Below are 15,030 nucleotides of genomic sequence, written 5' to 3' on the forward strand. Positions count from 1 at the left end.
GTCGCTTGAGAGGCGCGGTTATTGTCAGTTAACAGAATTCACATACTCATTTTTCGAACTCTTTTTTCATACCAAGAACTTCAAGGAGCAGTGCCATGCGTTTAATCCTGTTGGGTGCCCCCGGCGCGGGGAAGGGGACTCAAGCTCAGTTTATTTGTGAGCAATTTAAGATTCCTCAGATTTCCACCGGGGATATGCTGCGCACGGCCATTAAAGATGGCACTGAGCTGGGCTTGAAAGTAAAAGAGATCATGAACAGTGGTGGCCTGGTGTCCGACGACATCATCATTGACTTGGTCAAAGAGCGCATCAGTCAGCCTGACTGCGAAAATGGCTTTCTGTTCGATGGTTTCCCACGCACGATCCCCCAGGCCGACGCCATGAAAGAGGGCGGCGTTAAGCTAGATCACGTGGTGGAAATTGCCGTACCCGATGAAGAGATCGTCAGTCGATTGGCGGGACGCCGTGTGCACCAAGCATCGGGCCGGGTTTATCACGTTGAGCACAATCCGCCCAAAGAGCCAGGCAAGGATGATGTGACCGGTGAAACGCTTATTCAGCGTGAAGATGACCAAGAGTCCACGGTGCGTAATCGCCTATCCGTTTACCACGATCAAACGGCCCCGCTGGTCGATTACTATCAGCAGTGGGCCAAGCAGGATCCCCAGAGCGCGCCCCAGTACCACCGCATTGAAGGCGTTGGCAGTGTGACGGATATTACCCGCCAGGTTAAAGAAGCCCTTAGCTGATAAGAGCCCTCAGTTGATAATAACCTTTAGCTGATTTTACGCCTTTGCCGATGGCCCGCCTAATGCGGGTCATCGTCGTATTGGCGTGACAAAGGTATAATGCCGCAACCTTTCTTTCGAGTGGCCACTTGCTATGCCGTTACATCTGCTTGCCCTGGACACCTCTTCAAGCGCCTGTTCTGCAGCCTTACTGCGCCAGGGTGATTCGGGCACTGAGTGCCTGGCGCGCTTCGAGATGACGCCCCGCGCCCATACCCGCAGGCTGCTGCCGATGGTGGACGAAGTGCTTGCCGAAGCGCAGGTAACCCCTTCCCAGCTTGATGCCGTTGCGTTTGGCCGGGGGCCGGGTTCGTTTACCGGACTGCGTATCGCGGCGGGGGCAGCCCAGGGGTTGGCGTTTGGTTTGGACTGCCCGTTGCTGGGGGTGTCTACTTTAGAGGCGCTGGCCCTTCAGGCCCATCGTCGCTATCACCTCCGCCACGTGGTGACTGCCTTAGATGCCCGCATGGGCGAGGTGTACGCCGCGACGTGGCACTGCCTAAAAGACACTATTACTCCGATGAGCGCCGAGGCGGTGCTGGCCCCTGAGTCGCTGCGTCTGCCAGGCGACGAAACCGACTGGGTAGGTGTAGGCAGCGGCTTTACGCTGTGGGAGCGCTTCACTGTCGATGTACAGCTTAGCATGCCCCAGCATTTGGATGATTTAGAGCCCCGCGCCGAAGAGATGGCGTGGCTGGCGGCGCGTGATTTTGCCGCTGGGTTGGGGCAGGCCGCGCACTTGGTTCAGCCGGTTTATCTGCGCAACGACGTTGCCTGGAAAAAGCCCGCATGAGCGATGTTGAGGCCGATGTTGAGAGCATCGTTCTGCCTGACGGCCTGCGCTTGGTGCAGGGCGATGAGGGGTTGGCGCTGGTCGGTGATGAAAAACGCTACGGCAAGCCGCTCAGCGTTGATTTTGTGGCGGGCAAAGCGGCCCATCGGCGCCGCTTTGGTGGTGGGCGTGGTCAGCTGGTCGCAAAGGCCTGTGGGCTTTCCAAGGGCGTGACGCCCTGCATCGTTGATGCTACGGCAGGGTTGGGGCGGGATGCGTTTGTATTGGCCAGCCTAGGTGCCCAGGTGTTGTTAATTGAGCGGGTTGCAGCGATTGCAGCGCTGCTGGAGGATGGCCTGAAACGTGCCTCCAGGCATAGCGATACAGTGGATATTGTTGCCCGCATGACACTGCGTCATGGGGATGCGGCTCAATTCCTGGCTGAATTGGTTGCCAGTGCTCACTTTTCACCGCAGGTGATACACCTGGATCCGATGTTTCCCCATCGTGAGAAATCAGCGTTGGTGAAAAAAGAGATGCGTCTGTTCCGCGAGTTGGCTGGTGATGATAACGATGCCCCGCGATTACTAGAAGCGGCGTTGGATGTGGCCACTCATCGCGTGGTGGTTAAGCGCCCCCGTAAGGCGCCGCCTATTGCGGGGCCAGTGCCGCAACATACCCTTGAGGGTAAAACCAGCCGCTACGATCTGTATGTACATCGCTCATTAGCACGGTAGCTCGTTAGTGTACTTATCAGTGGCTAAGCAAGGAGCACCCATGCAGAACGCGTGGCGAGAAGGTAATCGATTTACGCTGCTGCCGGAGGCCTCACGCTTTCTGCCCGCTATGTTTGAAGCGGTGCATAATGCGCGGCACTATGTGCTGGTAGAGCTCTACTTGATGGAATCAGGGGAGCTTGCAGATCAAGTCATTGAGGTATTGACTGATGCAGCGCAGCGCGGTGTTCGCGTCTGTTTACTGCTGGATGGCTATGGCTCGATGGGCCTCTCCGGGAGTGATCGCCAGCGCCTGAAGCAGGGCGATGTTCAGCTGCGCTTTTTTAACCCCATTGGTTTCCACTCTTTAGCGCTGAACCTGAGTCGTGACCATCGCAAAATAATGGTTATTGACGGCGAGCTGGCGTTCACCGGTGGCTTTGGCGCGGTGGATGAGTTTTTGAATGCCTGGTACGAAATTGCCCTGCGTATTGAAGGGCCGGTGGTGGCCGATTGGGAACTGCTGTTTCGGCGCCTATGGCATTCGCGGCTGACCCGCGTCGAGAAGGGCGATAGACGTGCGGCGGCTCTCCCAGAGCGTCGTGAGCCTCAGGCGCTTGCCAATGGCGTGCCTGGACGGGCGATGTCGGCGCGTGGCTATCGTTATCAAGCGATTCGCCACTCATTGCATTATCGGGTCAGCCAGGTAAATGAACGACTCTGGTTATGCACACCCTATTTTGTGCCCACCTTTGCCCTGCGTCGGCGTTTGGTTCGGGCGGCTCGCAGAGGGATAGACGTACGCTTACTGCTACCGGGGGCAAAGCATGATCATCCCAGCGTTCGCTTTGCCGGTCAGCGCTTTTATCACACCATGCTCAAGGCTGGGGTGCGCATTTTTGAGTTTCAGCCGACCTTTATCCACGCTAAATTTGTGCTCGCCGATGAGTGGGTGAGCATTGGTTCGTGTAACTTTGACCACTGGAATCTGCACTGGAACCTAGAGGCAAACCAGGAAGCAATGGATCCGAAGCTCGCGGCGGACGTGCGCGAACTGTTCGAGCGAAACTTTGCCGCCAGCCAGGAGGTAGACGCCGCGGCCTGGGCGGCGCGCCCCTGGAGGCAGCGCGCCCGTGAGTGGATCTATGGCGTGCTGGATGCCGTTGTAACGCGACTTAAATAAGAGTAACGCGACTTAAATAGTGTCTACGCTAACTACTTAGCCTAAGTACCTAGCGCTTTTTACCTTTTGCAGGCGTTTTTTTACGCGGTTTGGGTTTGGGCGTTTCCGGTGGCACGCGGTAATGCAGGTAAAGATCCAAAACCAGTTCCGGCAACTGCACTACCAGCGACTCCTGGCGTTCTTGATCTTTAGCCAGCTCGGCCAAGTCCGGCTCATCGTCGAACAGTCCGGAGAGCAGCATAAACGGTAGCAGCAGGGCGGCGGCGGCCTCTTCATCGTCCTGGAACCAAGCGCTCTCGTCGCTGAAGACGCCTTCCATAAAGCCCGCACACCAGTCGCCTATAGGGGTTTCCTCGGCGGGTTCTCCTCCCAACGTTAGTTCAAACGGCAGTTCCGGTAAGCCGCCTTGCTCGAGTACCGCCACCGCGTTGTCGCGTAACAGTGTGAGCAGGGTAATAATCTCATCACGCTCGGCGTCATCGGCGTAGCGAGGCTCACCCTGAAACAGCTCAGTCAGCCACTGGGTCGCCGGTACTTCGCTGGGTGCCACGGCAAGGGCCACTAAAAAGCCATGGGTGGAAATAAGATCCAGGGCGTCTTCATCCACTTGATCCGAGTCAAGGAAGTCGTCCAATCTATCCAACTGCTCATCCTCGAGCAGTGGCTGCGGTGGCGTGTTCGTTTCAGGCGTATCGCTGCGCTCTGCCATGAGTAAAGCCTCGTTAATACAAACGTTCATCAATGGTTACCTATAACGGCTAGTTTATCACTAATGAAGACGTCACCACTGCCTCCTTGGCCTGCCACTGAATTGGCGGCTATGTCGGAAACAGAGTTGCATCAGGCCGCGCGAGTTCGCGTCGAACAAGCGTGGCAGCGCTGCTGTGAAGTGTGCCCAGCGCTGCCAGCCCCAAATGTGTGGTTTAACCTGCGCGGCGCTTCGGCCGGCCAGGCGCATCTTGGCCACGGCGGGTTACGCTTGAACCCGGTGTTACTGAGAGAGAACCGCACGGCGTTTTTTGATGAGGTGATTCCCCACGAAATGGCTCACTGGCTGGTGTTTCATTTGGACAACGGCCCGCGTTTAAAACCCCACGGCCGCGAGTGGAAAACGGTCATGCGCGACCTTTTTGGTTTAGTTCCCAGTGTTACCCATCGGTTTGATATTAAGCAGGCGCAGTCCGCACCTTATCGTTACCAATGCGATTGCCGCTTTCATCAATTTACCCCAAGACGTCATGCTTTAGTGGTAAACGGGCGTCATTATCGTTGCCGACACTGCGCTAAGACCTTGGTCTACAGGCCGGAAGTCGTCTCGTGATTTGTTTATAAATGTTTGTTTTTTAAATAAAAAATGATAATACCAATGTCTAAAGGGAAGCCTGCGCGAGGAGGTTTATGCTAGGGGAACATTAATGGCAGCCGATACGCCCGATAATGGTCAATAAGCCCATAAATAATCGTATCGACTACAGTTTCTTAGAGAGTGCATTTTCACGGACAGAGGCAATTTTATGAGCGATCAACAGAAGGTCTATCCGGTGCGCGACGATTTCGCCGCCAATGCCTGGGCCGATAAAGCCAAATATGAGGCCATGTATCAGCAGTCGATAGACGACCCGGAAGGCTTCTGGGCTGAGCAAGCCAAACGCCTCGACTGGATTAAAGCGCCCAGCAAAATCAAAAACACCTCCTTTGCGCGTGACAATGTCGATATTCGTTGGTTTGAGGATGGCCTGCTTAACGTCAGCGCCAACTGCCTTGACCGCCATCTGGATAAGCGCGGTGACCAGACAGCGATCATTTGGGAAGGCGACAACCCCGATGAGTCCAAACACATTACTTATCGCGAACTCTATGCACGCACGAACCAGCTAGCCAACGCGCTGAAAGAGCTGGGTATCGATAAAGGCGATACCGTTACGCTGTATATGCCTATGATTCCCGAAGCCGCCATGGCTATGTTGGCCTGTTCGCGCATCGGGGCCGTTCACTCGGTTGTCTTTGGTGGCTTCTCGCCGGACGCCGTTGCCCAGCGGGTTATTGGCGCCGACTCCAAGCTGGTGATTACCGCTGATGAGTCGGTGCGCGGTGGTAAGCACGTACCGCTGAAAGAGAACGTGGACGCCGCGCTGACCCGTGACGGCACTGATGTGTGCAAAAACGTCCTGGTGGTGAAGCGCACCGGCGGTGAGATCGAGTGGAAAGAGGGTCGCGATGTCTGGTTTGACGAGCTGGTCGACAAGCAGTCCAACGAGTGTGAACCGGAAGCCATGGGCGCCGAAGACCCGCTATTCATTCTCTACACCTCGGGTTCTACCGGTGCGCCTAAAGGCTTGAAGCACACCACCGGCGGCTACCTGACCTACGCCGCCATGACCCACCAGTACGTGTTTGACTATCAAGAGGGTGAAATCTACTGGTGCACCGCGGACGTTGGCTGGGTTACCGGGCACAGCTATATCGTTTATGGCCCCTTGGCCAACGGTGCGACTACCCTGATGTTTGAGGGCGTGCCCAGCTATCCCACCCATGGCCGTATGGGTGATATCGTTGATAAGCACAACGTTAATATTCTCTATACTGCGCCCACCGCGGTGCGTGCTCTGATGGCCCATGGCGAAAACGTCATGGACTCCAGCAAACGCGATAGCCTGCGGCTGTTGGGCTCCGTGGGCGAACCGATTAACCCGGAGGCCTGGGAGTGGTTCTACCGCGTTATCGGCAACGAAAAATGCCCGATTGTAGATACCTGGTGGCAAACCGAAACCGGCGGCATCATGATTGCGCCGCTGCCGGGCGCTACCCCGCTTAAGCCTGGCTCTGCGACCGTACCGTTTTTCGGTGTGAAGCCCGCGCTGGTCGATAACGAAGGCAATAAATTGGAAGGTGCCACTGAAGGCAACTTGGTCATCCTTGACGCCTGGCCGGGTCAGGCGCGCTCTATTTGGGGTGACCACGAGCGCTATGTTCAGACTTACTTCTCGACCTACGACGGTATGTACTTCACGGGTGACGGCTGTCGCCGCGATGAGGATGGCTACTACTGGATCACCGGACGTGTGGACGACGTGCTGAACGTGTCGGGTCACCGCATGGGCACCGCCGAGATAGAGTCCTCTCTGGTAGCGCACAGCGCCGTTGCAGAAGCAGCCGTTGTTGGTTTCCCGCACGATATTAAGGGACAAGGCATCTATATCTATGTCACCCTGAGTGACGGTATCGAGGCGACAGACGAACTCAAAAAAGAGTTGACCCAGTGGGTGCGCAAAGATATTGGCCCGATTGCTTCGCCGGATGTCATCCAGTGGGCGCCAGGTTTGCCGAAAACCCGCTCGGGTAAAATCATGCGCCGCATTTTGCGCAAGATTGCCGCCAATGAGTGTGATGGTTTGGGTGATACCAGTACGCTGGCCGACCCGTCGGTGGTCGATGAGCTGATTGAGCATCGCGCCAACCAATAATGGCGACAACGCGATAGGCTGTTTAGCCCAATAGAGCTTGTGTGCCGACTCAAAGCCGTGCCGACCTGAGTAGGTCGGCACGGTTGTGTTTATAGAGGCGCGTTTATAGATAAGCGTTTATGGACACGTGTTTCACTTGTGTGAACGATCTATTATAAATTGTGCATGTGATGCTTGGGCATGATGAAGCCCATGGGGTACCATGCTTCACAACCGTAAGAGCCTAGCGTCGCGGCGGCAGACAACCCCGCTGCTCGAGGAACCGGAGGAATATCCATGGCAGTAGCTCATAAGTTTATCGTCGCTGACGATCACCCGCTGTTTCGTGCAGCGCTGACCCAAGCGTTACGCCAGTTGGCCCCCCAGGCGGAAATTGTCGAAGCGGACACCATGGAAGCCACCACTGACGTGGTGAATCGCCACCCAGATGCCGATTTGATTCTGCTGGATCTGCATATGCCGGGAGCCCATGGCTTCTCTGGTTTAATCCAACTGCGTGGTCAAATGCCTGATATCCCCGTTGCGGTAGTGTCTGGTAGTGATGAACCCTACGTGGTTCGTCGTGCTATTGACTACGGCGCGTCGGGTTTTATCCCTAAATCATCGTCTCTACAACTAATTGCTGAAGCCGTCGGCGAAATTCTGCAGGGCGAGGTGTGGTTACCTGAGGCGTTGGCCAACGTGCTGGAAGAGACCAGCGAAGAGGAGTCGCGTTTTGCCGAGGCGATTGCTTCGCTAACGCCCCAGCAATTCCGCGTCTTGAATATGCTGACCGAAGGCCTGCTGAATAAACAGATCGCTTATGAACTGAGCGTCTCTGAAGCCACGATCAAAGCCCACGTGACCGCGATTCTACGCAAGCTGGGCGTACACTCACGTACCCAGGCGGTTATCGCGGCTCAGAAGCTTGAAGTCGAGCCGCCGAAAGTCGTTTCCTAAGCAAGTAGCAAGCAACGACTGTGTTAACCGCGGCGCGCTTAGCGCGCCGCCCGGTTGGCCTGCAACGTGCGCGTCAGTAGCGCCCGTAGTGCCGCCGGTTTAACGGGCTTCAGCAGCAGTTGATAGCCCGCCCGCTTGATCTCTTCAGCCACCGCTTCGGTACGGTCAGCGGTAATCACAATCCCTGGTACCGCCCCCTCAAAACGTTCGCTGAGTGCTTCCAGCGCCATTAAGCCGGTGACTTCGTTATCCAGGTGGTAGTCCGCCAGAATAGCGTCAGGGTCGCCATCCATATTGCGTAGGATCGATTTGGCCCCGCCGATACTGGTGGCGGTAAACACCTCGCAGCCCCAGCCGCTAAGCATGGCGGTCATGCCTTCCAGAATCAGCGTCTCGTTATCGATGCATACAATCCGCGTACCGCTCAGCTTATGGCTGCCGCGCCGCGCATGCGGCTCAAGCTCGGTGCTGGTTGACTCGTGGGCGGTGACAATCGGTACGCTAACCGAGAAAACCGCGCCTTTGCCTACCGTCGAGCGTACCTTGATAGGATGATCCAGCACCCGGCTCATACGGTCGGCAATGGAGAGCCCTAGCCCCAGCCCTTTCTCGCTCTCTTTGTGGCGGGAGACCTGATCCAATCGGCGGAATTCCTGAAAAATTTCGCTCAATTTAGACTCGGGAATGCCGGGGCCGCTGTCCCACACTTCAATAGAGAGCCAGCCGTTTTGGCGGCGGCAGCCCAACAGCACGCGCCCCTCTTGAGTGTAGCGAATCGCATTGGATAAGAAGTTTTGCACGATACGGCGCAGCATTTGAGGATCTGAGTCGACCCAAAGCTGGGTAGGCACGACTTCTAAGTCCAGCCCGCGATCATCCGCCATCACCTCAAATTCGGCGCGTAACGGGCGGAAGATATCCGCTAGGGCAAAGTGACTGCGGCGGGGCGTTAGGGCTCCTGCGTCCAGCTTGGAGATATCCAGCAGGGTGCTTAGCAGTTCCTCGGCGGCCTGCAGCGAGTTATCGATATGGCCAACGATGCGCTGGGTGTCGGTCGTAGTCACGTTCTGCATCAGCGCGGAGGTAAATAGCCGTGCCGCGTTAAGCGGCTGCAGCAAGTCGTGGCTGGCCGCGGCCAAAAAGCGCGTTTTGGAAGCGTTGGCATCTTCTGCGAGCTGCTTAGCCTGGCGCAGGGCGAGCTCTGCCTCGGCGCGTACCCGGTTCTCCTGGCGCAACGCCGCGTTGGCTTCAGAGAGCGCCTGGGTACGCTCACGCACGCGCTCTTCCAGGGTTTCATTGGTCTCTTTAAGGGCAATTTCAGCCTGACGGCGTTCGGTAATATCCTGATAGAGCGCAAAGAAGCCCAGGATCGCCTGGCTGTCACCAAAGTGCGGCGTGTAAGTGACCAGCATATAGCGCATGGCTTCATTCACCCGCAGCGAGACTTCAAAGCTGACCCGTTCGCCGTTCAAGGCGCGTGCGACCCATGGCGCGCGCTCCTCCGCCTGCTTAATTGGCAGCACGTCTTCAAAGCGGCGACCAATGACCGCGTTGCGGTCAATATTGAACGCCTGCTCGTAGGCTCGGTTAGTAAATAGGTAGCGGCACTCTTTGTCGAAGTAGGCAATCAACGCGGGCACGTTATCGGTATAGATACGGATATTGTTTTCCGAGCGAATCAAAGCCTCTTCGATGCGCTTTTGCTGGGTAATATCCTGGTAGGTATACACAAAACCGCCGCCAGGCATTGGGTTGCCCTGCACTTCCAGCACGCTGCCGTCCTGGCGGTAGCGCACATAGCGGTGGGGTTGGCCTTCGCGAATATTGTCGAGCAGTAGCTGCACGTGCTCTTCCGGGTCACCCGGACCATACTCGCCGTTGTGGGCGTTATAGCGAAAGATACGGTCTATGGGGGCGCCAACGCGAATCAGGTGGTCAGGGAAGCGGAAAAGCTCAAGGTAGCGCTGGTTCCACACCACCAGGCGAAGGTTCTGATCGACCACGCTGATGCCCTGGTTAATGTTTTCAATGGTGGCCTGGAGCAGCGCCCGGTTGAACTCCAGCACTTGGGAGGCTTCATCGACAATCGAAATCACATCCGAGATGCCGATACCGCGCCCCTGAAGTGCCGAGTTGACCACGATGCGTGCCGATGAAGCGCCAAGCACTGAAGCCAGAAAGCGTTCAGTGAACTGAATAATATCGATTGAGGCGCGAGTGCCGTCGTCCAGCGGTTTACCCACCCGGCGGGCGTAGTCTTCAAAGGCGCGATCGACCTGGCCCGCGCCTAGAAAACGTTCACACAGGACTTTTAAATCGCCCACGGTGGTCGCCCCGGTCCAGGGGCGGTTGACCGAGGTCTGGCGTGTTTCCACGCTATCCACGAACAGTGAGGCCTGAATACGCTCGACCACTCGCTGTGAGGTAACTTGGGAAACGAAAATGTAGCAGAACAGGTTTACCCCGAGTGACAGCATCACTCCGTGGGTAAAGCTGTCACCTAAGTTAAGGCCGAATAGCGTCGTGGGCGATAGCCAATTGAGCCCCAACGGGCCGCCGTCAAGCCAGCCAGTCGGCAGTACACCAGCATTGATCATCGCGGGCATAAGCAGGCTATAGGCCCAGATGGCGAAGCCCGCATTCATACCGACAATCACCCCAAGCCGGTTGCCGCGCTTCCAGTAGAGGCCGCCAATCAGCGCTGGGGCAAATTGCGAGGCAGCGGCAAACGAGAGCATGCCAATCGAGGCCAGCGAGGTAAATTCGGCAATCAGCTGGTAGAAGCCGTAGGCCATGGCCAGTACGGCAACAATGGTTAAACGCCGCGCACGTAGCACCAAGCGCCCATAATCCCGTGCCTTGGTATCAAACCAGCGCAGCCGGAACAGCGCAGGGATAACGATTTCGTTGGAGATCATGATCGACACGGCCACGGCGGCGACAATTACCATGCCCGTGGCCGCCGAGAAACCGCCGATAAAGGTGAGTAGCGTTAACCATTGGTGGCCCGAGGCCATGGATAGAGCCAGTACGTAGGTATCGGGCTCTACGCCGCTTTCGGAAAACAGCAGCAGACCAGCGGCGGCTAAGGGCACCACAAAAAAGGCAATGGCCAACAGGTAAAGTGGAAACAGCCAGCGCGCTTTCGTGGCGTCGTCAGGGTGAATGTTTTCCACCACTGCCACATGGAACTGGCGGGGAAGACACAGAATCGCCAGCATCGCGAGCAGCGTTTGGGCCCAGAAACTTTGGCCAAAATCCTGGTTGGCCAGCTGGCGCTGGAGTTCGAGCTGGCTTTCGGCATGCCCCATCAGCTCACCCAGGCCATCAAACATACCCCAGGTAACAAAGGCGCCAAGCACCACGAAGGCGAGCAGCTTGACCAGCGATTCGAATGCCACGGCGTGGATTAAGCCTTCGTGGTGTTCGGTGGCATCGGTGTGGCGGGTGCCGAATAGAATCGCGAAAATTGCCATCACAATGGCCACATAGAAGGCCGTGTCGCCAAACAACGGCGTATGGGTCACATCGGTGGCATCGGTAAGAACGCTAAAAGTAGTGGAAACTGCTTTTAGCTGCAGGGCAATGTAGGGCAGGGTACCGACCAGGGCAACCAGACTGGCAAAGGCGGCCAGCGACTGGGTTTTGCCGTAACGGGAGGCAATAAAATCGGCAATCGAGGTGACGTTTTGATGTTTGGCAACGCGGATCATTTTGGCCAGCACCGGCCAGAAGAGTAAAAACGTTAAAATCGGTCCGACGAAGATGCTCGCAAACGACCATCCCGCGGTGGCTGCCTGGCCAACCGCGCCGTAAAACGTCCACGAGGTGCAGTAAATGGCCAGTGCCAAGCTATAGATGATCGGACGCCGACGGGTGGCGCCGTGGGTACGCGCGCGGCGATCACCGTACCAAGCGATACCGAATAGAACGGCAATGTAGAGTAACGAAACCGCTACCAGTAGCCCGCCGTGAAACATGCCTTTCTCCCCGCCAGAGTGTTTAACGTGCGCCAGTCAAAAGGCTTCATTCTAGGCGAAACAACGGGTCGTGTACGACCGTTTGTACCACGGGCTGTTTATTTGTCTAGGCGCATACGTTGTTGAGTAGCGGTGATGTTTCGCGCAGCGTGCGTATCTCTTCGAGGATAGGGTCGCGGGAGTCTTTATCCAGGGGCACTAGCTCACGGCTCTCGCAGTTGAGTAGATAGGGCTGGGTGATCAAAATATCGGTGTGATGGCGCTCAAACTGATAAAGGATAAATTCCGCTAAACGGGTGTCATCCTGCTCGGTAATACGGATGTTCTCGCTATCCACCATGCTGAATTTGGTGATCATCGGAATGGCAAAAGTCCATGGGCGCCATACCGCCGTGCTGCTTTCGGTTGAAATGACCGTGGCGGTCTCGGGCAGTTGTGCCTGCTTGTGGTCAAACCAGCTGTACTCCACCTGAACTTGATAACCCAGCATACCCAGTCCGCCACACACCGGGACTATCCATTTGGGTAAACGTTTGCCGCTCAAATTGCGCAGTATCAGGCCAATCCCGGCTGCCGCAAGGCCTGCAAAAACGGCGGCGATCAAGTGCCAAATCATAATTTATCCTTTCAAAAAGCCGTCTATAAAAGCTATCTATAAAAGCCATCGGGCCTCCCTAAGGAAGCCCGATGATGAGGTCGATTCCAAAGCGTTATCGCCGTATGGCGATAACGCATCAGGAAGGAGTATGACTTAGTGGTCTATCGCCATGCCAGCACCTTTCGGATAGCGAACGCTTTCCACCAGATCCTGAATTTCCTGCGGCGGTGCAGCTGTCACTCTGGAAACCGCAAAGGCAACGGCGAAGTTGATCATCGCGCCTACGGCACCGAAGGAGAGCGGCGAGATGCCAAAGATCCAGTTATCCGGCGTGTTTGCCAGCATATTGGTATCCGGCACGAAGAACCAGCCCAGGTAGGTAAAGATGTAAAGCAGGGTGCAAATCAAGCCCGCCAGCATACCGGCGACCGCGCCTGAGCTGTTCATCCGCGTGGAGAAGATACCCATCATCAGCGCGGGGAACAGTGATGCACCGGCGATACCAAAGGCTAATGCCACCGTTTGTGCTGCAAACCCCGGCGGATTAAGCCCCAGGTAAGTGGCCAACAGGATGGCACCACCCATGGAGATTCGCGCTGCCAACATCTCGCCTTTCTCGGTGATCTTGGGATTGATCATGGTCTTGATCAAGTCGTGGCTGATCGCCGACGAGATCGCCAGCAGCAAGCCTGCAGCTGTCGAGAGTGCTGCGGCGATACCACCCGCTGCAATCAAACCAATAACCCAGCCGGGAAGATTGGCAATTTCCGGGTTGGCGAGTACCAGTATGTCATTATTGACGGTTAGCTCGTTGCCTTCCCAGCCACGATCAGAGTAGTCGGCAGCATCATTATACATTTGGATACGGCCGTCATTGTTGAGATCGTTGAAGGTGATAAGGCCTGTTTCTTCCCATGTACGAACCCAATCAGGGCGTTCTTCGTACAGAATCGGGTTTTGCGCAGCCTCTTCGTAGTTTTCAACCTGCCCCGCCATCTCTGGGTACACGGTGGTCGCCAGATTCAGACGTGCCATTGAACCGACCGCAGGAGCCGTGAGGTAAAGCAGGGCAATGAACACCAGCGCCCAGCCAGCAGACCAGCGAGCATCGGCTACTTTCGGGACGGTGAAGAAGCGAATGATAACGTGGGGTAGACCGGCAGTACCGACCATCAGCGACAGGGTAAACAGCACCATGTTGAGTTTGTTGTCCACATCGGCGGTGTAGTCGCGGAAGCCAAGTGCGCTAACCACGTCATCCAATTTAGCCAGCAGCGGAATGCCGGATTCAGTATGCGTGCTGAACATACCGAACATCGGAATCGGGTTGCCGGTTAGTTGGAAGGCAATAAACACCGCAGGAATGGTGTAAGCGATGATTAGAACGATGTACTGGGCTACCTGGGTATAGGTAATGCCTTTCATACCACCAAATACGGCGTAGAGGAAAACGATCAGCGCGGCTAACCAAATACCCCAGGTGTTGCTGACTTCAAGGAAGCGAGAGAACGCTACGCCCGCACCGGTCATTTGACCGATAACGTAGGTAACCGACGCCACAATCAAGCAGACGATAGCCACTAAGCGAGCGGTGTTGCTGTAGAAGCGGTCGCCGATAAAGTCAGGCACGGTGAACTTACCAAACTTACGCAGGTAAGGTGCTAGCAGCATCGCGAGGATAACGTAGCCGCCAGTCCAGCCCATTAGGAAAGTAGAGTTGGCGTAGCCGCCTGAGGCTAGCAGGCCCGCCATGGAAATGAACGATGCAGCTGACATCCAGTCCGCTGCGGTGGCCATGCCATTGGTGATCGGGTGAACCCCGCCCCCCGCGACATAGAAGTCTTTCGTTGAGCCGGCGCGCGCCCAAATCGCAATGCCTATATACAAGGCAAAAGAGGCGCCGACGAACAGTAAGTTAATTGCAAACTGGCTCATACCGGCTTACTCCCCAAGGCCAAATTTTTGATCGAGCTTGTTCATCTTCCAGGCATAGAAGAAGATCAGCACGATAAACGTTAGGATTGAGCCCTGTTGTGCAAACCAGAAGCCAAGATCGGTACCGCCAACCGGAATACCGGCGAGCAGCGGGCGAAAAAGGATAGCGCATCCGTAAGAAACAAATGCCCAAACAGCCAGGCATCCGAAAATTAAGCGGACGTTTGCTTTCCAGTATTCAGCAGCGTTGGTTTTGTCATCTGCCATTGTGTTGCTCTCCACTTGTGATTTTTAAGGTTGGGAAAGTTCACGAGGAATAGCGTGTGACCCATCAGGGCAATCGCACGTCTAAAGCCACCCTATCGATAGGAGTGGTGAGTCAGCTTCTGTTAGCACATCACCTTATTATTCGATATGAAATGTCGAGTTAGTTAGTGACGTGCGATTACCCTGCATGACTCATTGTTAATACTGGGCAATAAACGTCAAAAAATAAATCCCAGACTTTGGTATCAATAAACGACGAATTGGCTTTTGGTAAGATGCATGTTATTGAAAATACGAGTTTTTAGAGGCTGTTTAAGCGAATTTTGTAGGCGTTTGAAGAGCTATAGGACGATAGTCTAGTGAGCAAATAAAAGCAGTTATTGGCTAC

General features: G+C 55.7%; 12 protein-coding genes. 7 read left to right on the forward strand and 5 right to left on the reverse strand.

Translation table 11 applies throughout. The features are described from left to right. Positions 1–95 precede the first annotated feature (95 nt). The 4 genes from adk to E0L35_RS05630 all read left to right on the forward strand — a co-directional run bounded on the left by adk (position 96) and on the right by E0L35_RS05630 (position 3,459). Entirely contained in the window at positions 96–749 is a 654-nt protein-coding gene (gene adk / locus E0L35_RS05615) for an adenylate kinase (RefSeq protein ID WP_009287421.1), read from the forward strand. 133 nt (positions 750–882) lie between these two features. Then, positions 883–1,581: a tRNA (adenosine(37)-N6)-threonylcarbamoyltransferase complex dimerization subunit type 1 TsaB gene (gene tsaB / locus E0L35_RS05620; RefSeq protein ID WP_027958148.1), complete on the forward strand. Its 699-nt coding sequence runs from the start codon at positions 883–885 to the stop codon at positions 1,579–1,581. Then, positions 1,578–2,297: a class I SAM-dependent methyltransferase gene (locus E0L35_RS05625; RefSeq protein ID WP_009287419.1), complete on the forward strand. Its 720-nt coding sequence runs from the start codon at positions 1,578–1,580 to the stop codon at positions 2,295–2,297. The genes tsaB and E0L35_RS05625 overlap by 4 nt, the downstream gene beginning before the upstream one ends. Positions 2,298–2,337: 40 nt before the next feature. Then, positions 2,338–3,459: a phospholipase D-like domain-containing protein gene (locus E0L35_RS05630; protein WP_138799867.1), complete on the forward strand. Its 1,122-nt coding sequence runs from the start codon at positions 2,338–2,340 to the stop codon at positions 3,457–3,459. Positions 3,460–3,508: 49 nt separating this feature from the next. On the opposite strand, the gene E0L35_RS05635 is transcribed toward E0L35_RS05630, so the two are convergent. Continuing rightward, on the reverse strand, positions 3,509–4,168 hold the full coding sequence (locus E0L35_RS05635) for a YecA family protein (RefSeq protein ID WP_022522130.1): 660 nt from the start codon (positions 4,166–4,168) through the stop codon (positions 3,509–3,511). Between the two features lie 63 nt (positions 4,169–4,231). Here E0L35_RS05635 and E0L35_RS05640 point away from each other — a divergent pair, with 63 nt between their 5' ends. The 3 genes from E0L35_RS05640 (at position 4,232) to E0L35_RS05650 (ending at position 7,862) form a co-directional block, all read left to right on the forward strand. Beyond that, the gene (locus tag E0L35_RS05640) at positions 4,232–4,780 is read left to right on the forward strand and encodes a SprT-like domain-containing protein (protein ID WP_027958146.1); all 549 of its coding nucleotides are present in this window, start codon (positions 4,232–4,234) and stop codon (positions 4,778–4,780) included. Between the two features lie 193 nt (positions 4,781–4,973). Beyond that, a complete protein-coding gene (gene acs / locus E0L35_RS05645; RefSeq protein WP_009287416.1) occupies positions 4,974–6,923 on the forward strand; it encodes an acetate--CoA ligase in 1,950 nt (649 codons plus the stop codon). A gap of 276 nt (positions 6,924–7,199) precedes the next feature. Next, a complete protein-coding gene (locus E0L35_RS05650) occupies positions 7,200–7,862 on the forward strand; it encodes a response regulator transcription factor (protein ID WP_007113812.1) in 663 nt (220 codons plus the stop codon). Between the two features lie 38 nt (positions 7,863–7,900). Here E0L35_RS05650 and E0L35_RS05655 read toward each other — a convergent pair whose 3' ends face one another. From E0L35_RS05655 to E0L35_RS05670, 4 genes are all read right to left on the reverse strand, one after another. Further along, positions 7,901–11,842: a NahK/ErcS family hybrid sensor histidine kinase/response regulator gene (locus tag E0L35_RS05655; protein ID WP_027958145.1), complete on the reverse strand. Its 3,942-nt coding sequence runs from the start codon at positions 11,840–11,842 to the stop codon at positions 7,901–7,903. A 106-nt stretch (positions 11,843–11,948) separates the two neighbouring features. Beyond that, positions 11,949–12,458: a hypothetical protein gene (locus E0L35_RS05660; RefSeq protein ID WP_022522135.1), complete on the reverse strand. Its 510-nt coding sequence runs from the start codon at positions 12,456–12,458 to the stop codon at positions 11,949–11,951. 135 nt (positions 12,459–12,593) lie between these two features. Beyond that, positions 12,594–14,375 (reverse strand): sodium:solute symporter family protein, encoded by a 1,782-nt coding sequence (locus E0L35_RS05665; RefSeq protein ID WP_009287414.1) that lies wholly within the window; start codon positions 14,373–14,375, stop codon positions 12,594–12,596. 6 nt (positions 14,376–14,381) lie between these two features. Beyond that, positions 14,382–14,642, reverse strand: a complete 261-nt coding sequence (locus E0L35_RS05670; RefSeq protein ID WP_007113808.1) for a DUF4212 domain-containing protein — start codon at positions 14,640–14,642, stop codon at positions 14,382–14,384. Positions 14,643–15,030: the final 388 nt, after the last annotated feature.

Source organism: Halomonas sp. ATBC28 (assembly GCF_005937175.1).
Classification (GTDB): Bacteria; Pseudomonadota; Gammaproteobacteria; order Pseudomonadales; family Halomonadaceae; genus Vreelandella; species Vreelandella titanicae.